The sequence below is a fragment of the Agrobacterium sp. NPDC090283 genome (assembly GCF_044769685.1).
Taxonomy (GTDB): domain Bacteria; phylum Pseudomonadota; class Alphaproteobacteria; order Rhizobiales; family Rhizobiaceae; genus Agrobacterium.
Genome location: NZ_JBIVYG010000007.1, coordinates 118,557 through 138,941, shown reverse-complemented (window position 1 = coordinate 138,941; position 20,385 = coordinate 118,557). Strand labels below are relative to the sequence as shown.

The 20,385-nt window shown below is 59.9% G+C and carries 15 protein-coding genes; 12 read left to right on the top strand and 3 right to left on the bottom strand.

Going from position 1 to position 20,385, the window contains the following annotated elements; translation table 11 throughout:
• The first annotated feature begins 51 nt into the window (after positions 1-51).
• The 9 genes from ACIQUH_RS12730 (at position 52) to ACIQUH_RS12690 (ending at position 13,209) form a co-directional block, all read left to right on the top strand.
• Complete coding sequence (locus ACIQUH_RS12730; RefSeq protein ID WP_400815459.1) at positions 52-2,226, top strand: putative bifunctional diguanylate cyclase/phosphodiesterase; 2,175 nt, start codon at positions 52-54, stop codon at positions 2,224-2,226.
• Positions 2,227-2,692: 466 nt separating this feature from the next.
• A complete protein-coding gene (locus tag ACIQUH_RS12725; RefSeq protein ID WP_400815457.1) occupies positions 2,693-3,814 on the top strand; it encodes a porin in 1,122 nt (373 codons plus the stop codon).
• 322 nt (positions 3,815-4,136) lie between these two features.
• Complete coding sequence (locus ACIQUH_RS12720) at positions 4,137-4,766, top strand: flavin reductase family protein (protein ID WP_400815455.1); 630 nt, start codon at positions 4,137-4,139, stop codon at positions 4,764-4,766.
• Between the two features lie 300 nt (positions 4,767-5,066).
• Entirely contained in the window at positions 5,067-6,002 is a 936-nt protein-coding gene (locus tag ACIQUH_RS12715) for a LysR family transcriptional regulator (RefSeq protein ID WP_400815453.1), read from the top strand.
• A 104-nt stretch (positions 6,003-6,106) separates the two neighbouring features.
• On the top strand, positions 6,107-6,586 hold the full coding sequence (locus ACIQUH_RS12710; RefSeq protein WP_400815451.1) for a formate dehydrogenase subunit gamma: 480 nt from the start codon (positions 6,107-6,109) through the stop codon (positions 6,584-6,586).
• On the top strand, positions 6,583-8,139 hold the full coding sequence (locus ACIQUH_RS12705) for a formate dehydrogenase beta subunit (RefSeq protein ID WP_400815448.1): 1,557 nt from the start codon (positions 6,583-6,585) through the stop codon (positions 8,137-8,139). Before ACIQUH_RS12710 ends, ACIQUH_RS12705 begins: the two co-directional genes overlap by 4 nt.
• 4 nt (positions 8,140-8,143) lie before the next feature.
• Positions 8,144-11,026 (top strand): formate dehydrogenase subunit alpha, encoded by a 2,883-nt coding sequence (gene fdhF / locus ACIQUH_RS12700; protein ID WP_400815445.1) that lies wholly within the window; start codon positions 8,144-8,146, stop codon positions 11,024-11,026.
• A 71-nt stretch (positions 11,027-11,097) separates the two neighbouring features.
• Positions 11,098-11,442, top strand: a complete 345-nt coding sequence (locus ACIQUH_RS12695) for a formate dehydrogenase subunit delta (protein WP_065657700.1) — start codon at positions 11,098-11,100, stop codon at positions 11,440-11,442.
• Positions 11,443-11,556: 114 nt separating this feature from the next.
• A complete protein-coding gene (locus ACIQUH_RS12690) occupies positions 11,557-13,209 on the top strand; it encodes an OFA family MFS transporter (RefSeq protein ID WP_400815443.1) in 1,653 nt (550 codons plus the stop codon).
• Positions 13,210-13,299: 90 nt separating this feature from the next.
• Here ACIQUH_RS12690 and ACIQUH_RS12685 read toward each other — a convergent pair whose 3' ends face one another.
• From ACIQUH_RS12685 to ACIQUH_RS12675, 3 genes are read right to left on the bottom strand one after another with little or no spacing between them, the layout of a single operon-like run.
• The gene (locus tag ACIQUH_RS12685) at positions 13,300-14,196 is read right to left on the bottom strand and encodes a dihydrodipicolinate synthase family protein (protein WP_400815440.1); all 897 of its coding nucleotides are present in this window, start codon (positions 14,194-14,196) and stop codon (positions 13,300-13,302) included.
• Between the two features lie 31 nt (positions 14,197-14,227).
• The gene (locus ACIQUH_RS12680) at positions 14,228-15,109 is read right to left on the bottom strand and encodes an SMP-30/gluconolactonase/LRE family protein (protein WP_400815438.1); all 882 of its coding nucleotides are present in this window, start codon (positions 15,107-15,109) and stop codon (positions 14,228-14,230) included.
• A 55-nt stretch (positions 15,110-15,164) separates the two neighbouring features.
• Positions 15,165-15,884, bottom strand: coding sequence for a FadR/GntR family transcriptional regulator (locus tag ACIQUH_RS12675; protein ID WP_174030028.1), 720 nt, complete (start codon positions 15,882-15,884; stop codon positions 15,165-15,167).
• Positions 15,885-16,185: 301 nt separating this feature from the next.
• Here ACIQUH_RS12675 and ACIQUH_RS12670 point away from each other — a divergent pair, with 301 nt between their 5' ends.
• The 3 genes from ACIQUH_RS12670 (at position 16,186) to ACIQUH_RS12660 (ending at position 20,378) form a co-directional block, all read left to right on the top strand.
• On the top strand, positions 16,186-18,135 hold the full coding sequence (locus tag ACIQUH_RS12670) for an ABC transporter substrate-binding protein (protein WP_400815435.1): 1,950 nt from the start codon (positions 16,186-16,188) through the stop codon (positions 18,133-18,135).
• 122 nt (positions 18,136-18,257) lie between these two features.
• The gene (locus ACIQUH_RS12665; RefSeq protein WP_142841996.1) at positions 18,258-19,244 is read left to right on the top strand and encodes an ABC transporter permease; all 987 of its coding nucleotides are present in this window, start codon (positions 18,258-18,260) and stop codon (positions 19,242-19,244) included.
• A gap of 9 nt (positions 19,245-19,253) precedes the next feature.
• On the top strand, positions 19,254-20,378 hold the full coding sequence (locus ACIQUH_RS12660; protein WP_400815430.1) for an ABC transporter permease: 1,125 nt from the start codon (positions 19,254-19,256) through the stop codon (positions 20,376-20,378).
• Positions 20,379-20,385: the final 7 nt, after the last annotated feature.

Below are 20,385 nucleotides of genomic sequence, written 5' to 3'. Positions count from 1 at the left end.
TGAGGCGGAGAGGTGCGTTCCAAAGGCCCGAAGACACCCGAAGAGACCCGGATGTCGCGAAAAAAGCGCGATGTCACGCCATCTGCCACTCCTGACAAGAGCGAAAATGCCAATCCTTCCGACCGGCACGCGCTTCTGGAAGCAATGATCGACCACGTGCCGGATTTTATCTATGCCAAGGATCTGGAAGGGCGCTTTCTTTTCGCCAATCGGGCCATCGTTACCGAAAACGGTTTTGACACGGTCGAGCAACTGATCGGGCTCACCGATTACGAGATTAATGGTGAGGCGGCGCACCGTGCCGGCATTCCCGATACCGAGGCGCGGGTGATGCGCACCGGCGAACCGGATCTCGGTTACGAGGAGCGCGCCATGCGCGGCGATATCGATCGCTGGCTGATGATGTCGCGCGTGCCGTTGAAGGACAAGGCCGGCAACATCATCGGCGTGGTTGGCGCCTCACGGGATATAACCCAGAAAAAGGCTTCGGAAAGACTGCTTCAGGCGCAGGCGCATATTCTGGAAATGATTGTCGCGGCGGCGCGTATCGAGGATTTTCTCGAGGAATTCGTCAAGGCCATCGAAAATCTCGCAACCGGACTGGCCTGTGCGGTGCGGGTGTTCGATGCGGCGGAAGGGGAGCCTTCCGTTTACGCCTCGCCGGCGCTTGCGCAGCAGAAGGGGCTGACCGCCCTTGTTTCCAGTGTCAGTGATCCCGAGAGCCTCACCCATCCGGCGGAGCAGGTGGCATTCAGTTTCGATATTCCCGCCAGCGAAGGCAAGGCGCATGGCTTCGTCTGGTGCATGCTTGCCGGCCGTGAGCCGGATGCGGCGCTGGTGGAGTTTATCGCTGCCGCAGCGCGCATGGCGGGGCTGGCGATCGACCGCAAAAGGGCGGCGGAACATATCGCCTTTCTGGCGGATCACGACATGCTGACCCGGCTGCCGAACCGCCGTTTCCTCGATACGCGACTGCCCGAAATACTGGCTGCGGCGGCAAAGGCGAACCGAAGGGTCGGCATCGGCTTTCTCGATCTCGACAATTTCAAGCAGATCAACGATACGCTCGGTCACAGCATCGGCGATGCACTTTTGTCGAAGACCGCCGAGCGCATTGCAAAAAGCCTCCGGCAGAACGATCTGGTTCTCCGGGTCGGTGGGGATGAGTTCGTCATCATTCTTGAAGAGCGCAGGGACGATGTCGAAAGCCGCCTGCAGCGCATCCGCGCGGCGGTTTCTCAGCCATTGCGCATCGGCAATTACGATATCAAGGTGACATGCAGCATCGGCATGGCCTTTTTCCCCGAACACGGGCAAACCACGGCGGAAATCGTCGCGGCGGCCGACCTTGCCATGTATGAAGCCAAACATAACGGGCGCGACAGCATTGCCACCTTCACCCCGAACATGGCGGATGATCTGAGGAAGAAGTTCACCCGCATCGAGGAGTTGCGCAAAGCCGTGAAGAGGGACGAGTTCGTCCTGCACTTCCAGCCGCAGGTCGATCTTGTCAGCGGCGGGATCAGCGGCGTTGAGGCGCTGGTGCGCTGGCAGCACCCCACGGAAGGTCTGCTAGGCCCTGCGGAATTCATCGGGCTTGCGGAAGAAACCGGGCTCATCGTGGAACTCGGCGAAAGCATTCTCAGGAAGGCCTGTCGTCAGGCGCAGGCATGGGCTGCCGCCGGCCTCTCGCCCGTCAAAATGGCGGTCAATATCTCGCCGCGGCAGTTTCAGGGCGGGCTGGTGCAGCAGATCAGATCGGTGCTGAAGGAAACCGGCCTTGCGCCATCGCTGCTGGAAATCGAAATCACCGAGACGCTCATCATTCAGGATGTCGAAACATCGGTGCGGATCATGCGGGCCATCAAACAGATGGGCGTCAGCCTGGCGCTGGATGATTTCGGTATCGGCTATTCCTGTCTTGGCATGCTCAAGACATTCCCGCTGTCCTGCATGAAGATAGACCGCTCGTTCCTCACCCACCTGCCGGAAAAAACCAAGGACAGCGCCATCGTCTCGATCATGATCCAGCTTGCCGGGTCTCTGGGCATCGATGTCATTGCCGAAGGTGTGGAGAGCGGTGAGCAGGCGGCGTTTCTGCGCGCCGCCGGCTGCCCTTACGGTCAGGGTTATTATTTCAGCCGTCCGCTTCCTGCGGATGCGATCGAGGCAATGCTGGCGAATAGAACGATATTCCCCACCGGCCTCTCCGGCGATAGACCATAAGCTCTGCCTCCAGTGGATTACCGGGAGCGTGCCGCCATGCGCGCTGCGACGCGCCGTCTTTATTTCCCGCACTTTTCTTTCCCGATCCGCGCTTTGCGATGAAAGTCCACGCAGCCTCATCCCGCATATGAGTGCATTCTCGTTTCCCCCGCAGGATCGCGTGGGGCGTTGAGAGTGTATTTCGCTTATTAATAATATTGTCATTTTAGAAAATTTAGCTGTAGTAATAAATGTAATTATTGCAAAGTAAAATATAAAATTACTACATATAAAACTACTAACTTGTTGTAATTTTACTACGTAATATGAATGTGTACTTCTATTATATTTCTATTTGGTCGATTTGGATTGCGACTCCATGGTGGTTTCTGTCATTTGCTCATTCAGCGCAGGGAAGCGGGCGGCAGGGAAAGACCAGCCCTCAAATTTGCGCATTTGTTGAAAAATTTTTGACTGGAGATTACAAATGAACATCAAGAGCCTTCTGATCGGCTCCGCTGCCGCTCTCGCAGCAGTATCCGGCGCACAGGCCGCTGACGCTATCGTCGCTGCCGAGCCCGAGCCCATGGAATATGTCCGCGTCTGCGACGCATTCGGTACCGGCTTCTTCTACATCCCCGGCACCGAAACCTGCCTGAAGTTCGATGGTTACGTTCGTTTCCAGACCGATTTCGGTCGCCGTAAGTCGGGCGATTCGGATTGGGATAGCTTCAGCCGCGCCCAGTTCAACATCGACACCCGCACTGACACCGAGCTCGGCGCTCTGCGTGGCTACATCGGCTTCCGCGGCGATGCTGACCAGGACAGCAGCCGTGGCGTTGTTGTCGACCAGGCCTTCATCGAACTGAGCGGCTTGAAGGTTGGTTTTTACTACAACTGGTGGGATGACGGTCTCGCCGGCGAGTACGACCAGCTTAGCTCCAACAAGACCCGTCTGAACGCCATTCGTTATACATACGACGCTGGTTCCTTCTACGTTGGCGTAGCCGTTGAAGAGCTGGAAGGCATTATCGCCGGTAACGACGTCGATGACAAAAATGCCAACTACACCGCCATCAACAAGACGAACAATCTCGGCGTTGCCCAGCGCAACTGGTCGTCCCTTAACGGTAAGGGCGACAACAACGTTGGTGTCAGCGGTATCGTCGGCGCAAAGCTCGGCGGCGTTAAGGCGAACATTCTCGGCGGTTACGACACCAATGCTGAGAATGGCGCAATCCGCGCAATCCTGACGGCAGAGCTTGGTCCGGGCGTCTTCGGTCTCGCCGGCGCGTGGGCTTCGGGTGCGAACGCCTACTACGAAGAATCCGAGTGGACCGTTGCTGCCGAATACTCCATCAAGGCAACCGACAAGCTGACCATCACCCCCGGCTTCCAGTACTTCGGTACGCTGGATATCGGCACGGACGGCAAGTTCACGGGTGATCGCGATGCATGGCGTGCGGGTGTAGCTGCTAGCTACAAGATCACCTCCGGTCTCTCCACGAAGGTTGCGGTTAACTACCAGGACGTAGACGGTCGTGAAGGCATCGACAGCGGCGCTGGCGACAGCTGGACCGGTTTCGTTCGTCTTGAGCGTTCGTTCTAATACTCGACAAAAAGCCTAACCGGGTTAGACAACTCAGATCCACCCCGTTTCCGAACGGGTGAGTCACTAGCTCCAGTCAAAGTTCCTGGCATGATGTCAGGTTTGCTCCCCGTCCTCTCCAGGTCGGGGAGTTTTTATTTGCGCTGAAAGCCGATGCGTGGATGATGGTCCCGTCGATAAGGTCGGAAAATGCGAGGGATGTCTGCGCTCCTTCCTCGCTTCAGAAAGCTGGCGCTGGAAAAATCGACCTCAAGCGATGACGGCGATTGAGAAATTGTCTGCAATATGAAATATTATTGTATACAATAAATCAGGTGCTCCCATGGAATTCGATTTTACCGCGCTTGAGCCGCAGAGCCGTTATCGTTTGCTGACCAATTTTATTGGCCCACGGCCGATAGCGCTTGTCACGACGCGTTCGGCCGCAGGCCACAACAACGCCGCGCCGATGAGCTTTTTCAACGTTTTCTCCCACGATCCGCCGATCGTTATTCTCGGTATCCAGCCGCGGGTGACGGGCGAAGAGAAAGACACGATGGCCAATATTCGCCGCACCGGCGAATTTGTCATCAACATGGTCGACATGGCTCTGTCCGATCAAATGCTCGTCTGCGGCCTTGGCTTCGATAGCGAGGTCGATGAACTTTCGATTGTCGGGCTGACCGCCAAATCCTGCAGCAAGATCGATGCGAGCTTTGCGGCGGAATCGCCCTGTGCCTTTGAGTGCCGTGTGGAGCGTTTGATCGATTATCCACGCCGTACACTGGTATTGGGGGAGGTCGTGCACATGCATGTCCACAAGGATTGCCTCGATACGGAGGGGCGTTATGTCGATCCGGACCGGTATCAGCCGATCGCGCGCCTGCACGCCGATAATTATATCAGCTCGGATCGCCAGTTTGTCCTGAAGCCACCCGCGATAACCGACTTCATCAAGCCGGACGACAAATAAAGCTTATGGCTGCGGAAGTGCCGGATGGTCTCGGCCGCTGCAGGAAACGCCTGAGAATGAGAGGGCAGGGCGCCGATCCCCATCATTGGCACAGCGCTCGCATCTCCAGTCCAGCACCGTTTGGGCTGGATTGCCGCCCGCAAAAGCAGGTCGACGCGCATGACTCTTCGCCCTTAAGGGAACTCGGCCTTGCCGTCTGCGCAGGAAAACAATCGCGTCCATTTGCGGGCTTGTCCGCCTCGCTTTAGTGTTCTTCTGCTCGCATCATGCATAGGGTCGCGAGTCACTGCGGGAGGACGCATGATCGACAAGCTGGAATTTTTCATTGCATTGGCGCGCGCAGAGCATTTTGGCCGTGCGGCGGAGGAGTGTGGTGTTTCTCAACCCAGTCTCTCGGCTGCGATCCGGCAGCTGGAAGACCAGCTGGGGGTCGTTCTCGTGGTGCGTGCGGCGCGTTATCAGGGGCTGACGCCGGAGGGCCAGCGTGTTCTGGAATGGGCGCGGCGCATCGTCGCCGATACGCGCACCATGCGTGAGGAAATGCGGGCGGCGCGCAAGGGTCTGGCGGGCCATATCCGGCTTGCGGTCATTCCGACAGCGCTTGCGATGGTGCCGCGATTGACGGAATCCTTTCAGGCGCGGCATCCGGATGTGACCTTTTCCGTGACGTCACGCACCTCGCTTCAGGTCCTGAGCCAGATCGAAAACCTCGAGATCGATGCGGGAATCAGCTATCTCGACAATGAACCGCTGGGGCGTGTGACCACGGTGCCGCTTTATTCGGAGCGATATCACCTGATTGCAGCCGCCGGAACGCCGCTTGCCGATCAGGAAAGCGTTACCTGGAGGCAGGTTTCAGGTCTTAGGTTATGCCTATTGACTTCGGATATGCAGAACCGCCGCATCATCAACAAACATATGGCTGAAGCGGGTGTGGAGGTGAAACCGACACTGGAATCCAACTCCATGATTGTGCTGTTTTCGCATATCCGAACCGGACAATGGGCTTCAATAATGCCGCGTAACATAGCGGAATCGTTTGGTTTTCCAAAGCAGATCAGAATGATACCGATTACCGAGCCGGATGCGGAACATCTGGTGGGATTGATCGCGACCTATCGTGAGCCGCACACGCCACTGGTTTCCGCGCTTCTGCATGAGGCGCGTCAGCGCGCAGCGGCGATGGCTTTTGATAGGAATTTTCTATCGGTTGACGAAAACACATTATTGACCTGATCCGGCCGATCTCGCCATTCTCCCCGATGATGCAGGGGCTGCGCTGACACTGAAACATGTGCCGCTCGCTATACCTGCCCCTGTCGGTTTGGGAGGACTGGCTTATGAATATTCGTGCGGTTGCCGCAGATGAGGCGGCCCGTGTTTCCGCTATCATTGACGAATTTCTCCACCTGGAGGGGCCGTTGCTGCCGATTTTGCACGCGGTGCAGGAAGAATTCGGTTACATACCGGAAAGCGCCAAGCAGATCGTCGCATCCGCGCTGAATATATCGCGCGCCGAGGTTCATGGCGTCGTAACCTTCTATCCCGATTTTCGCGATCATCCTTCCGGCCGGCATGTTTTAAAGCTCTGTCGCGCCGAGGCTTGCCAGTCGATGGGTGGCGAGCCTCTGGCGGATACCATCAGGAACCGGCTCGGCCTCGACTGGCATGAAACCGCAGCCGACGGCTCGGTCACGCTGGAACCGGTCTTCTGTCTCGGGCTCTGCGCGCAGGCGCCAGCCCTGATGCTGGATGGCGAAGTCCATGCCCGCCTTGACGAAGACTGTCTTGGCGACATTCTGACGGAGGCGCGCCGATGAGTGTCACCGTTTTTGTTCCGGGCGATTCCGCCGCTCTTGCCGTTGGCGCAAACCGGGTGGCCGAAGCGATCGCCCGTGAGGCGGTCAGCCGCAATCTTGATGTCCGTATCGTCCGCAATGGCTCACGCGGCATGCTCTGGCTTGAAGTGCTTGTGGAAGTGCGCACCGAACAGGGCCGGATCGCCTACGGACCGGTCAAGGCCGGCGACGTTGCTTCGCTTTTCGATGCGGGTTTTCTCACCGGCGGCGAGCATCGTCTCTGTCTCGGGCCGACAAAGGACATCCCGTTCCTGAAAAGCCAGACGCGCCTGACATTTGCCCGCTGCGGCGTTACCGATCCATTGTCGCTTGAGGATTATCGCGCCTATCAGGGCATGAAGGGCCTTGAAAAAGCCGTTGCCATGGCACCGCTGGACATCGTTGCGCAGGTAACCGAAAGCGGCCTGCGCGGACGCGGCGGCGCGGGTTTCCCAACCGGCATCAAATGGAAGACCGTCGCCGACGCGGTCGCCGATCAGAAATACATCGTCTGCAATGCGGATGAGGGTGACAGCGGCACCTTTGCCGATCGCATGATCATGGAAGGCGATCCCTTCGTGCTGATCGAAGGCATGGCGATTGCCGGCCTCGCCGTCGGCGCGACAAAAGGTTTCATCTATACCCGCTCGGAATATCCTTACGCCATCAAGGTCATGGAGCAGGCGATCGAAATCGCCCGCCGCGAAGGCATCATCGGGCCCTCCGTGCTCGGTTCCGGCCGCGCCTTCGATATGGAAGTGCGCATGGGCGCCGGCGCTTATGTCTGCGGCGAGGAAACCTCGCTTCTGAACAGTCTGGAAGGCAAGCGCGGCACCGTGCGCGCCAAGCCGCCGCTGCCTGCCCTGCAGGGCCTGTTCGGCAGGCCCACCGTCGTCAACAATGTGATTTCGCTCGCCTCCATTCCTGTTATCATGGATCGCGGCGCGGCCTTTTATCGCGATTTCGGCGTTGGCCGTTCGCATGGCACCATTCCTATCCAGCTTGCCGGAAACGTCAAACATGGCGGGCTTTATGAGACCGCATTCGGTTTGCCGCTCGGGCAGCTGGTCAATGATATCGGTGGCGGCACGATCACTGGCCGCCCCGTCAAGGCGGTGCAGGTGGGCGGTCCGCTCGGCGCCTATTTCCCGGTTTCGCTCTTCGACACGATTTTTGATTACGAAGCCTTTACGGCGGCTGGCGGGCTTATCGGGCATGCCGGTATCGTGGTTTTCGACGATACCGCCGATATGCTGCATCAGGCGCGGTTCGCGCTGGAGTTCTGCGCCGTCGAAAGCTGCGGCAAGTGCACGCCCTGCCGCATCGGTTCCACGCGCGGCGTCGAGACGGTTGACAGGATCGCGCTTGGCATCGAGCGGGAGAAGAACACCGCGCTCCTCGCGGACCTCTGCGAAACCATGAAATTCGGTTCGCTCTGTGCGCTCGGCGGTTTCACGCCCTATCCCGTCATGAGCGCGCTCCGGCATTTCCCCGATGATTTTGCCCCCATCCCACGTGTTGAAGCGGCGGAGTAAGACCATGGCCCTTGTGACAGAATTCGACTATGGAACCCCGAAATCCCTCGCAACGGATATGGTGACGCTGACCATCGACGGACGGCAGGTGACCGTGCCGGCGGGAACCTCGATCATGCGCGCATCCCGGGAAGCGGGCATCGATGTTCCGAAACTCTGCGCCACCGATATGGTGGACGCCTTCGGCTCCTGCCGGCTCTGTCTGATCGAGGTGGAGGGCCGCAACGGCACCCCCGCCTCCTGCACCACGCCTGTTGCCCCCGGTCTCGTCGTGCACACGCAGACGGAGCGGCTGAAGCAGATCCGCAAGGGCGTGATGGAGCTTTATATTTCCGATCACCCGCTCGACTGTCTGACCTGCGCCGCCAATGGCGATTGCGAGCTGCAGGATATGGCGGGTGCCGTGGGCCTGCGCGATGTGCGCTACGGTTATGAAGGCGACAACCACGTCAAGGTCCGCACCGGTGAGGGCGATCTCAACGCCCGCTGGATGCCGAAGGACGAGAGCAATCCCTATTTCACCTATGATCCTTCCAAATGCATTGTCTGTTCCCGCTGCGTGCGCGCCTGTGAGGAAGTGCAGGGCACCTTCGCGCTGACGATCGAAGGGCGCGGTTTCGAAAGCCGTGTGTCGCCCGGCGCGCATGAGGCATTCCTCGATTCCGACTGCGTTTCCTGCGGCGCCTGCGTGCAGGCCTGTCCGACGGCGACGCTGACGGAAAAATCGGTGATCGAGATCGGCCAGCCGGAACATTCGCTGGTCACGACCTGCGCCTATTGCGGTGTCGGCTGCTCCTTCAAGGCGGAAATGCGCGGTGAAGAACTGGTGCGCATGGTGCCGTGGAAGGACGGGCAGGCCAATCGCGGCCATTCCTGCGTCAAGGGTCGCTTCGCCTATGGTTATGCCACCCACAGGGACCGCATTCTCAACCCGATGATCCGCGAAAAGATCAGCGATCCCTGGCGGGAAGTCACGTGGGAGGAGGCTTTCTCCCACGTCGCCTCGGAGTTTAAGCGGATTCAAGGCGCCTATGGCCGGGAATCCATCGGCGGCATCACCTCGTCGCGCTGCACGAATGAAGAAACCTTCCTCGTCCAGAAACTCATCCGCGCCGGCTTCGGCAATAACAACGTCGATACCTGCGCCCGCGTCTGCCATTCGCCGACCGGCTACGGTCTCGGCCAGGCTTTCGGCACCTCCGCCGGCACGCAGAATTTCGACAGTGTCGAGCAATCCGATGTAGTGCTGGTCATCGGCGCCAATCCGACCGATGGGCATCCGGTTTTCGGCTCGCGGCTGAAGAAACGGCTGCGTCAGGGCGCCAAACTGATCGTCATCGATCCGCGCCGGATCGATCTCGTCCGCACGCCGCATGTGGAGGCGTCCTTCCACCTGCCGCTGAAGCCCGGAACGAATGTCGCGGTGCTGACGGCGCTTGCGCATGTCATCGTCACGGAAGGCCTGTTCAACGAAGCCTTCATCCGCGAGCGTTGCGACTGGTCGGAATTCGAGGATTGGGCGGCCTTCGTTGCAGAACCCCAACACAGCCCGGAAGAAACCGAAAGCTTCACCGGCGTGCCGGCGGAAGAAGTTCGCGGCGCGGCGCGTCTTTACGCCCGGGGCGGCAATGGCGCCATCTATTACGGGCTCGGTGTCACCGAACACAGCCAGGGGTCTACCACGGTGATGGCAATCGCCAACCTCGCCATGGCGACCGGCAATATCGGCCGCCCCGGCGTGGGGGTCAATCCGCTGCGCGGGCAGAACAATGTTCAGGGCTCCTGCGACATGGGCTCGTTCCCGCACGAACTTCCGGGCTATCGGCATATTTCCGACGATGCGACGCGCGACATCTTCGAGAAACTCTGGGGTGTGAAGCTCAACAACGAGCCGGGGCTGCGCATTCCCAACATGCTCGATGCGGCCGTCGATGGCAGCTTCAAGGGCATCTATATTCAGGGCGAGGATATTCTCCAGTCCGATCCGGACACGAAGCATGTTTCGGCCGGTCTCGCTGCGATGGAATGTGTCGTGGTGCACGATCTCTTCCTGAACGAGACGGCGAATTATGCCCATGTCTTCCTGCCGGGTTCCACCTTCCTCGAAAAGGACGGCACCTTCACCAATGCCGAGCGCCGCATCAACCGCGTGCGCAAGGTCATGTCGCCGAAGAACGGTTATGCCGACTGGGAAGTGACGCAGAAGCTGGCGCAGGCCATGGGACTTGCGTGGAATTACGCACACCCGTCCGAAATCATGGACGAGATCGCCGCGACGACGCCAAGCTTTGCCGGCGTCTCCTACGACTATCTGGAAGAGAAGGGTTCGGTGCAGTGGCCCTGCAACGAGAAATTCCCCGAGGGTTCGCCGATCATGCATGTGGACGGTTTTGTCCGCGGCAAGGGCAAGTTCATCCGCACCGAATATGTGGCGACGGACGAACGGACCGGTCCGCGGTTCCCGCTGCTGCTCACCACCGGCCGCATCCTGTCGCAATACAATGTCGGCGCGCAGACGCGGCGCACCGAAAACGTCGTGTGGCACGAGGAGGATCGTCTCGAAATCCATCCGCACGATGCCGAACAGCGCGGCGTGAAGGATGGCGACTGGATCAAGCTTGCCAGCCGGTCTGGAGACACGACGCTGCGGGCGTTGATCACCGACCGTGTGGCGCCGGGTGTGGTCTATACGACCTTCCACCATCCCGGCACGCAGGCGAACGTCATCACCACCGACTTCTCCGACTGGGCAACCAATTGCCCAGAATACAAGGTGACCGCCGTGCAGGTCTCGCCCTCCAACGGGCCGACCGAATGGCAGGAGGAATATGATGCGCTTGGCCGCCGGTCGCGGCGGATCGCCGGCAAGCTCGAAGCGGCGGAATAAGGAGGGCCGGGTGCGCCCGGCCTTATGACACACAGAGGCACCGGCCGGCTGCCGGCGCGGGGGAATAGGTCATGTTGCTCAACCACACCGATGAAAAGCTGGTGCGAATGGCGAACCAGATTGCGACATTCTTTCTGTCGCAGCCGGAAGATATTCGTATCGAAGGTGTCGCGACGCATATCAACAAGTTCTGGGAACCGCGCATGCGACGCCGGTTCTTCGAGATGGTGGATGCCGGTGCCGGTGATTTTCTGCCGCTGGTGCTGGCCGCCTCGAAGAAGATCAAGCGGCCCGATGATCCGGCAGCCGATGCCGTGGGTCTCGGCGACGATGCAAAAGGCGCACCGGGCGGCAAGGGACCAATTGCGGGTGAGTCCCTTTCGGAACCGAGCGTGCCGGAAAGCACGGAGGCGTGAGCGGCACGGCTGCAAAATCAGACTTTCGGCCGGACGGGGGACGTTCGGCGATATCGGTGTTCGCCTGACGGGCGAACGTGACATGTCCAGACATTCACGAGGGAGGTAATGTCAATGGCAGTAGCAGATGCAACGGCGGGAGAGGCGGCGCAAGCCGGGTTTTTGGACCGCGAACGAATAATCGCAAGACCGGGTTTCAATCGCTGGCTGGTGCCGCCGGCGGCGCTTGCCATTCATCTATGCATCGGCATGGCCTATGGCTTCAGCGTGTTCTGGCTGCCGCTGTCGAAGGCGCTGCCGGCCACGGACCCCAGCTGCTCCAGCCTCACCCTTCTGGGCGCGCTGTTCACCACTCAGTGCAACTGGCGCGTCGCCGATCTCGGCTGGATCTATACGCTTTTCTTCGTTCTTCTGGGCTGCTCCGCAGCCATTTGGGGCGGCTGGCTGGAAAGAGTGGGGCCGCGCAAGGCCGGCTTCGTTTCCGCCTGCTGCTGGTGCGGCGGTATTCTGGTGGCGGCAGTCGGTGTCATCACGCATCAATTATGGCTGATGTGGCTGGGTGCCGGTGTCATTGGCGGTATCGGGCTCGGGCTTGGTTATATTTCGCCCGTATCGACGTTGATCAAATGGTTTCCGGACCGTCGCGGCATGGCGACGGGCATGGCCATCATGGGCTTCGGTGGTGGAGCGATGATCGGTGCGCCGCTCGCCAATCTCCTGATGAACAGCTTCAAGACGGATGTTTCGGTCGGCGTCTGGCAGACTTTCGTCGTCATGGCCCTGATCTATTTCGTCTTCATGATGGCGGGCGCCTTCGGTTACCGCATTCCGCCATCGGGCTGGCGGCCGGAAGGCTGGACGGCGCCCTCCGCCAAAAGCGCGATGATAACCCATCGCCACGTGCATCTGCGCGATGCGCACAAGACGCCGCAATTCTGGCTGATCTGGGCGGTGCTGTGCCTGAACGTTTCGGCGGGCATCGGCGTCATCGGCATGGCCTCGCCCATGCTGCAGGAAATCTTCGCGGGCTCGCTGATCGGCTTGCCCGGCGTGGGCTTTGCAGATCTCGATGCCGGGCAGAAGGCGCAGATCGCGGCGATTGCGGCCGGCTTCACCGGTCTGCTTTCGCTCTTTAACATCGGTGGCCGCTTCTTCTGGGCGTCGATGTCCGACAAGATCGGCCGCAAGAACACTTACTTTTGCTTCTTCATTCTCGGCATCATTCTTTATGCGCTGGCGCCGACGCTGGCGACGATGGGCTCCAAGGCGCTCTTCGTGCTGGCCTTCGGCATCATCCTGTCCATGTATGGCGGTGGTTTTGCGACCATTCCCGCTTATCTCGCCGATATTTTCGGCACGCAGTTCGTCGGCGCAATCCACGGTCGCCTGCTGACGGCCTGGGCGACTGCCGGCATCGCCGGCCCGGTCGTCGTCAACTATATCCGCGAGGCGCAGATTGCGGCGGGTGTGGCGCCGGGACCAGCGCTCTATACCAGCACCATGTATATTCTGGCCGGCATGCTGGCGATCGGCCTGGTGGCCAATGCTTTCGTGCGACCGCTCTCGGACAAGTGGTTCATGTCGGATGCGGAGGTGGCGGCGCTGCAGGCGAAAACGGCGGCTGCCAATGCCGGCCCGACGGGTTCCTTCGGCATCGGACGTGGCGGGCTGGATACCAAGGCGGCCCTTGCCTGGATTGCTGTCGGTATTCCGCTTCTCTGGGGCGTGTGGGTTACCGTGAGGAGCAGTCTCGCGCTGTTCGGCTGAGCGTCCATCCGTTGTTCGGGTGGCGCAAATCAGCGCGCCACCCGGCAAGCACATGCCGGCGTATCGCCGGCATAGCGGAAAATGCGCCCGTCAACGCCAGCTGGCGAGCAGGCCTTCAAGCGTCGCGCGATCGTCTTTGTCCAGCCGGGCAAGTCCCGGCGCGCGCACCGGGCCGACCTTGAGCCCCAGAATTTCCATGGCTTCCTTCACCACGGTCACATTGGCGCCGTTGCGATAGCGTGTCCGCAGCCTTTCAAACAGCTCGATCTTTTCAACGATCTTGCGTGCCGCCGAAAAATCGCCCGACGTCAGGGCATCATGCACCTGCAGCGAGAATTGCGGAGCCACGTTGACCAGGCCGGATGTGAAACCGCGGGCGCCGACGGCCGAAAAGGCGGGCGCCCAGCTTTCCGCAAGGCCGCAGACATAAAGAGCGCCCTTCGGATCGGAAGCGGCAATCGCCCGCGACAGCAGCATGATGTCGGTGGTCGCGAACTTGATGCCCGCAACATTCGGGTGGCTGGAAAGCCTTACCATGTCATCGACCGAAAAACCGTCCGCACGGACATAGGCGACAAGCGGCAATTCGCTGCCCTCTGCCAGACCGACGAAATAGTCGATCTGCGATTGCGGCGCCGCAAAAGGGTCGACCGGCTGATGCGACATGACGGCGGATGCGCCCATTTCTTTTGCCTGGCGGGCCATGGCGAGAGCCTCGCGCTGCGAGCGTCCAATCGCCGCCGTGACCGGGGCTTTTCCGCTGACCCCTTTTATCGCGGCCTCATAAACCTTCAGAATTTCTGCGGGCGTCAAGGCGTAGAATTCACCGGTATTGCCGGCCGCGACGATATTATGGATGCCCGCCTTTGCAACACCGGCGTAGACCTTGGCGGTGACACCGGTGTCTACTTCGCCGCTTGCATCATAGGCCGTTACCGGAACGCCGGAGATACCCTGCAGGGCCTGGCGAAAATCGAATGTGGTCATCAACTGGGTTCCTTCAGATCAAAGGTCATCTTCAGATGGAGAATTTGTGAACGGGTGTGCCAGCGACAGGGGCATCGAATGCCACGAGGGTGCCGGCGGTGGTGATGCCGTCCGTTTCGGTCACGAGGCTTGTGAGATAGATCGTTTTGAGATCAGGACCGCCGAAACACGGCATGGTCGGCCCCCTGAAGGGCACCCGGTAGATCTCGAACAGTTCGCCGTCGGGCGAAAAACGGTTGAGACGCCCGGCCTGAACGCCGGCGCTCCAGTAACAGCCTTCGCTATCGGTCGCTGCCCCATCCGGCCTGCCTTCGTCCGGTGCGAAGTCGTGAAGACGTTCGGCCGGACCGAGCCTGCCGGTCGCGACATCGAAATCGAACGCCTGATACATCAGCCCGCTGCTGTCGGAATGATACATGCGCGTGCCATCCGGGCTCCAGGCAAGCCCGTTTGAGGTGAACATGTCGCCATCGATGATGCGTTCGACGCCACCATCCGGTGCGACGCGATAGAGGCGCGCATTGCCTGTCTGTATGGCAGCCTCGTCGCGGGTTCCCACCCAGAAATGGCCGTCCGGGCCGATCTTTCCATCGTTGAGGCGGCTGTCAGGCCGCCCTTCATCCGGGTCGCACAGAAGTTCAAGCGTTCCGCTTGCGGGATCAAGAAGATGCACGCCGGTCTTGAGGCCCGCCACGATGAGGCCATTGTCGCAAAGGCCGAGGCAACCCACCTCAGCGGGCATATCGTATCTGTCGAGCTTGCCGCCCGGATACAGGCAGAAAATGGCGGGGGCGAGAATATCGACGAACCACAGATTGCCGGTCCGCTGGTCCCATGTCGGTGATTCGCCGACTTTCAACGGCGTGTCGATGAGGGCGCGGAGTTTCGGTTCCATGATGCGCGGCTGGCTCACTGATTATTCTCCCATCGCCCTGTACGGTCTCGTCCTTCGAATTGCGGAAACGGTTCTAGCTGCCGACGCCCTGAAACATGCGCGCGCGCGCCTTCAGGATGTGGTCTTTCATCGCGTCATGCGCGGCCTGTTCCCGCCGGGCAAAAATCGCTTCCACGATTGCCGTATGCTCGTTCTGCACCTCGCGCACATGTTGCGGCGTGCGCTTGAGGCTGAGGCTGCGTGTCACTGACTGGCCGATCGCGAAATGCGGCTTGAACCAGATCCGCACCGTGATGTGGAACTGGTTGTGGCTCGCTTTCGCAATGGCTTCATGCAGGGCAAAGTCTTCCTCCGCACCAAGATCGTTGCGCTCCAGACACTGTTCCAGCGCCGCAATAGCCTGCTCGATGCGGGTTTTGTCGGCGGCCTGCCAGTTGCGCGCCGCAAGTTCGGCGGCTGCAGATTCAAGGCCGGACCGGAATTCGAAGAACCGCTGCACGTCGGCAAGCGAGCCGACAGGCACCTGCTGCAACACGGACGAATCCGGCTGCTGGCGCACATAGGAGCCCGATCCCTTCTGGGAGACGATGAGGCCATCGTTTCGCAGCCGCTCCAGGGCTTCGCGCACAACCGGCCGGGATGCGCCGAACAACGACGCCAGATTCTGTTCCGATGGCAGCCGCTCGTTCATGGGAAACCGCCCGTCCGAAATCATGCCGATGATCTTTTCGTAGATGATGTCGCTCAGCCTGGTCTCGCCTCGAGCGGCGGCAGATGCGGTTTGATTGTCCATCAGCAGCCCTTCCGTTGCAAATCGCTGAAGTTAATGGATTTCCTGCATTTCAATCGCAACAGAAATACCGGGGTTTTTGTAAGCGAGGGTGCTGTCGTGCCGATTTTTTCGTCAAGCCTGATCCTGAAAACCAATCTACGAATAAAAAATATGTAAAAAGCTGTCAATACTTGTAATCATCTGAAAACGCCCATATGGTCTGCCCCTGCCGATGGAGGATCGGTGTGCTGGCTGGCCGGGAGGGCCGTTGCGGTTCGGTGAAAGCCGTCTCGCTGCCGGTGATTTTTTGGGAGGATGATCGATGCGCGATGGGGATAAATTTTCGCTTGGCGTGACGCGCCGAACCTTCATGGCGGGGCTTGGGGGCGTCGCCGCCCTTTCCGTCATCGGGACCTCGGCCAGGGCAGCCACCGGCGGCCAAGCGCCGGAACTGGAGGCGCTGGTTAAGGACGGCAAATTGCCGCCCTTGGCCGAACGCCTGCCGAAAAATCCGATGGTGGTGACACCGCATGAAAAGATCGGCACCTATGGCGGTACATTGCGCCGTGGCCTGCGCGGCTCGTCGGACCATAACGGCATCCTGCGCATGGTTGGCAATCAGGGGCTGGTTCGCTGGAACATGGACTTCACCGAGGTTCTGCCGAACCTTGCGGTGAAGTGGGAAGTCAACGACGATGCCTCGCAATTCACCTTCCATCTGCTGGAGGGCGCAAAATGGTCGGATGGTCATCCCTTCACCGCAGATGACGTGGTGTTCGCCATCGAGGACTGCATCAAGAACAAGGAACTTTACAGCGCGACGCCTGCGCAGCTTTCCGTGGCCGGCAAGGCCGTCGACGTCGAGAAGGTCGATGATTTCACCGTAAGGTTCAAATTCGCGGCGCCGAATGCGCTTTATCTGGAAAACCTCGCCACGCCGCTCGGCCAGCATCCGACGCTGTTCCCCAAGCATTATTGCAGCAAGTTCCTGCCGAAATACAACACGGCGCTGGATGCCGATGTGAAGGCTGCCGGCGTATCGAGCTGGACGGAACTGTTCCGCGCCAAGTGCGGCGATATCGAAATTCCGTCCCGCTGGTCGAATGTCGACAAGCCGACGCTGGACCCCTGGGTGGTGAAGGAACCCTATTCCGGCGGCGCGACACGCGTGGTCATGACCCGCAACCCTTACTTCTGGCAGGTCGATACCGACGGCAACCAGCTGCCCTATATCGATGAAATCAATTTCGGCATTTCGCAGGACGTGGAATCGCTGATGCTGAACGTGATTTCCGGCAAGATCGACATTCAGGAGCGCCATATCAGCGTTCTCGCCAACAAGCCGACCCTGTCGCAGAACATGAAAAAGGGTGACTACCGCCTGCTGACGCTGGTGCCGTCTGCCTCGCAGCAGTGCCAGATCTACCTGAACATCACCCACAAAGACCCGGCGATGCGCAAGATGTTCGCCGACAAGTCCTTCCGTCAGGCGCTGTCCATCGCACTCAACCGGCAGGAAATTATCGACATCGTCTATTTCGGTCAGAGCGAGGGATATCAGGCCGGGCCACGCCCGACGCACCCCTGGTATAATGAAAAGCTGGCGCGGCAATTCACCGAATACGATGCGGACAAGGCCAATGATCTTCTCGACAAGGCCGGTTACGACAAGAAGAACGGCAATGGCATGCGGCTTCGCCCCGATGGCCAACCGATCTTCTTCTCGATCGACGTCATCCCGACGCTTTATCCCGATCTGGTCGATGCGCTGGAACTGGTGAAGGCGCAATGGGCGCAGATCGGCGTCGACATCAAGGTCAACACCATCGAACGCGCGCTCTATTACACGCGCGGCGATGACAACGCCCATGATGCTGCCGTCTGGCCCGGCCCCGGCGGTCTCGATCCGATGCTCGACCCGCGCGATTTCTTCGCCTTCCATCCGCAGGGGTCGCGTTACGCCATTCCGTGGGCACTCTGGTACACCTCGAATGGCCAGAAAGGCGAGGAGCCGCCGGAAAGCCAGAAGAAGCGCTTCAAGCTGTTTGACGAGGCGCGCTCGACGGCCGACCTTGCCAAGCGCGGTGAGAAGATGAAGGAAATCTTCGACATCGCGGCGGAAGAGTTCGAGACGATCGGTCTTTGCCTTGCCGTTGGCGGTTTCGGCATCATCCGCAACAATCTGCGCAATGTGCCGGAAACGGAACCCGACAGTTGGACATGGCCCAATCCCGGCCCGGCGCTGCCGCAACAGTTCACCTTCACAAGCTGACACCACCATATGGGCGTCGCTGCCTCATCGCGGCGACGCCTCTCAGGTTGTTTCCACCGCCCACAATTCGTCTCCCTGGTTGGAAGGCGGCGGGTGCGGTCCAATGTGATTGCGAGAACGACATGCTGCTTTTTATCGTAAAACGCCTGCTGTGGATGATACCGTCCCTGTTTGCCGTCAGTTTCCTTGCCTTTGTCCTGATTCAGCTGCCACCCGGCGATTATGTGACGACCTATATCGCCACCCTGGCCGCTTCCAACGAGGTCATCGACCACAATACGGCGGCGCAGCTGCGTGAACGCTTCGGCCTCGATGACCCGATGATCGTGCAATATCTGAAATGGATATGGGGCATCATCAGCCGCGGTGATTTCGGCATTTCGTTCGAATGGCAGCAGCCGGTTTCCGGCCTCATCTGGGAGCGCATGGCGCTGACGCTGGTTCTCGCCGTCGCCAGCCTTCTCGCCACCTGGGCCATCGCCCTTCCGATCGGCGTTTTCTCCGCCGTGCGCAAATATTCGATCGGCGATTATCTCTTCACCGCCTTTTCCTTTTTCGGTCTCTCCATACCGTCGTTCCTGCTGGCGCTGGTGCTGATGTATGTCGCGGCGGTGGAGTTCGGGGCTGATGTCGGCGGCCTGTTTTCCGCCGAATATGAAACGGCGTCCTGGAGCATCGCCAAGATGATTGACCTGATGGCCCATATCTGGCTGCCGGTCGCCATCCTTGCCGTGTCTTCCACCGCAAGTCTCATCCGCGTCATGCGCGCCAATATGCTGGATGAATTGCCCAAGCCCTATGTGACCACGGCGCGGGCGAAGGGATTGTCCGAGTTCAAGCTGCTGACGAAATACCCGCTCAGAATTGCGCTCAACCCGTTCATTTCCACCATCGCATGGCTGCTGCCCAATCTCATTTCGGGCTCCGTGGTGGTCGCCATCGTGCTCAATCTGCCGACGGCCGCACCGCTGCTTCTGCAGTCATTGATGGCGCAGGACATGTATCTCGCCGGCGCTTTCGTGCTGTTGATCTGCGCGCTGACGCTGATCGGTTCGCTTATCAGCGACATCCTGCTTGCGCTGGTCGATCCGCGCATCCGTCTCGAATAGGAGGGCGCCATGAGCGATATCACTATGACCACTAATGCCCGGCAGGACCGCGCCGCCGTCGCTTCGCAGTGGCAGCTCATCTGGTGGGCCTTCAAGCGCCACAAGCTGGCCATGGCCGCCCTGTTCATCACCATCGCCATGTATATCGTTGCGCTGGTGCCGGGCTTCTTCGCCATCAACGATCCGGTGCTGCAGAATGCCCGCGCCACCTTCCATCCGCCGCAGCGCGTCCACTTCATCGATACGACCGACGGTTTCTCGCTCGGGCTGCATTATTATCCTCTGAAGCTGACGCGCAATCCCGAGACGCTGGCGGCAGTGTTCGTCGAAGATACGGCGAAGAAAATCCCGGTCCAGCTTTTCGGCCGTGGTTACGAATATTCCGTGTTCGGCCTGTTCACCACGGATATCCACCTGCTTGCTTCCACCGACAAGACGCGGCCGCTGTTTCTTTTCGGCGCGGATCGTCTCGGCCGTGATGTCTTCAGCCGCGTCGTACAGGGGTCGCAGATTTCGCTGTCGATCGGTCTTGTCGGTGTGTTCTTCTCGCTGCTGCTTGGTGTCGTTCTCGGCGGTATCTCCGGTTATTACGGCGGCCGCATCGATTTCGTCATGCAGCGGGTGATCGACTTCGTTCTGTCGCTGCCCACCATTCCCATCTGGCTGGCAATGGCCGCCGCCCTGCCGCAGGGCTGGCCGGCAACGCTGCAATATATGATGATCACCATCATCCTGTCGCTCACCGGCTGGGCGCAGCTTGCCCGCGTCGTGCGCGGCCGGTTCCTGTCGCTGAGGACAGAAGAGTTCGTCGCCGCAGCGCGGCTGGATGGCGTGCCTGAAGGACGCATCATCTTCCGCCACATGCTGCCCAGTTTTTCGAGCCATATCATCGCCTCGGTCACGCTGGCCGTTCCGGCGATGATCCTTGCGGAAACCTCGCTTTCCTTCCTCGGTCTCGGCCTCCAGCCGCCGACCATTTCCTGGGGCGTGCTGCTTCGCGAGGCGCAGAATATTCGCTCGATTGCAACCGCACCGTGGCTGTTCCTGCCCGGCGTGGCTGTCGTCGTTGCCGTCATGGCACTCAATCTGCTCGGTGACGGTCTGCGCGACGCAGCCGACCCCTATAACAAGTGAGGCCCCG

What these genes read in the sequence shown, in the direction of transcription:
- ACIQUH_RS12730 (WP_400815459.1), top strand. Translation starts at nt 52, where the DNA reads ATGTCGCGAAAAAAGCGCGATGTCACGCCATCTGCCACTCCTGACAAG.
- ACIQUH_RS12725 (WP_400815457.1), top strand. Translation starts at nt 2,693, where the DNA reads ATGAACATCAAGAGCCTTCTGATCGGCTCCGCTGCCGCTCTCGCAGCA.
- ACIQUH_RS12720 (WP_400815455.1), top strand. Translation starts at nt 4,137, where the DNA reads ATGGAATTCGATTTTACCGCGCTTGAGCCGCAGAGCCGTTATCGTTTG.
- ACIQUH_RS12715 (WP_400815453.1), top strand. Translation starts at nt 5,067, where the DNA reads ATGATCGACAAGCTGGAATTTTTCATTGCATTGGCGCGCGCAGAGCAT.
- ACIQUH_RS12710 (WP_400815451.1), top strand. Translation starts at nt 6,107, where the DNA reads ATGAATATTCGTGCGGTTGCCGCAGATGAGGCGGCCCGTGTTTCCGCT.
- ACIQUH_RS12705 (WP_400815448.1), top strand. Translation starts at nt 6,583, where the DNA reads ATGAGTGTCACCGTTTTTGTTCCGGGCGATTCCGCCGCTCTTGCCGTT.
- fdhF (WP_400815445.1), top strand. Translation starts at nt 8,144, where the DNA reads ATGGCCCTTGTGACAGAATTCGACTATGGAACCCCGAAATCCCTCGCA.
- ACIQUH_RS12695 (WP_065657700.1), top strand. Translation starts at nt 11,098, where the DNA reads ATGTTGCTCAACCACACCGATGAAAAGCTGGTGCGAATGGCGAACCAG.
- ACIQUH_RS12690 (WP_400815443.1), top strand. Translation starts at nt 11,557, where the DNA reads ATGGCAGTAGCAGATGCAACGGCGGGAGAGGCGGCGCAAGCCGGGTTT.
- ACIQUH_RS12685 (WP_400815440.1), bottom strand. Translation starts at nt 14,196, where the DNA reads ATGACCACATTCGATTTTCGCCAGGCCCTGCAGGGTATCTCCGGCGTT.
- ACIQUH_RS12675 (WP_174030028.1), bottom strand. Translation starts at nt 15,884, where the DNA reads ATGGACAATCAAACCGCATCTGCCGCCGCTCGAGGCGAGACCAGGCTG.
- ACIQUH_RS12670 (WP_400815435.1), top strand. Translation starts at nt 16,186, where the DNA reads ATGCGCGATGGGGATAAATTTTCGCTTGGCGTGACGCGCCGAACCTTC.
- ACIQUH_RS12665 (WP_142841996.1), top strand. Translation starts at nt 18,258, where the DNA reads ATGCTGCTTTTTATCGTAAAACGCCTGCTGTGGATGATACCGTCCCTG.
- ACIQUH_RS12660 (WP_400815430.1), top strand. Translation starts at nt 19,254, where the DNA reads ATGAGCGATATCACTATGACCACTAATGCCCGGCAGGACCGCGCCGCC.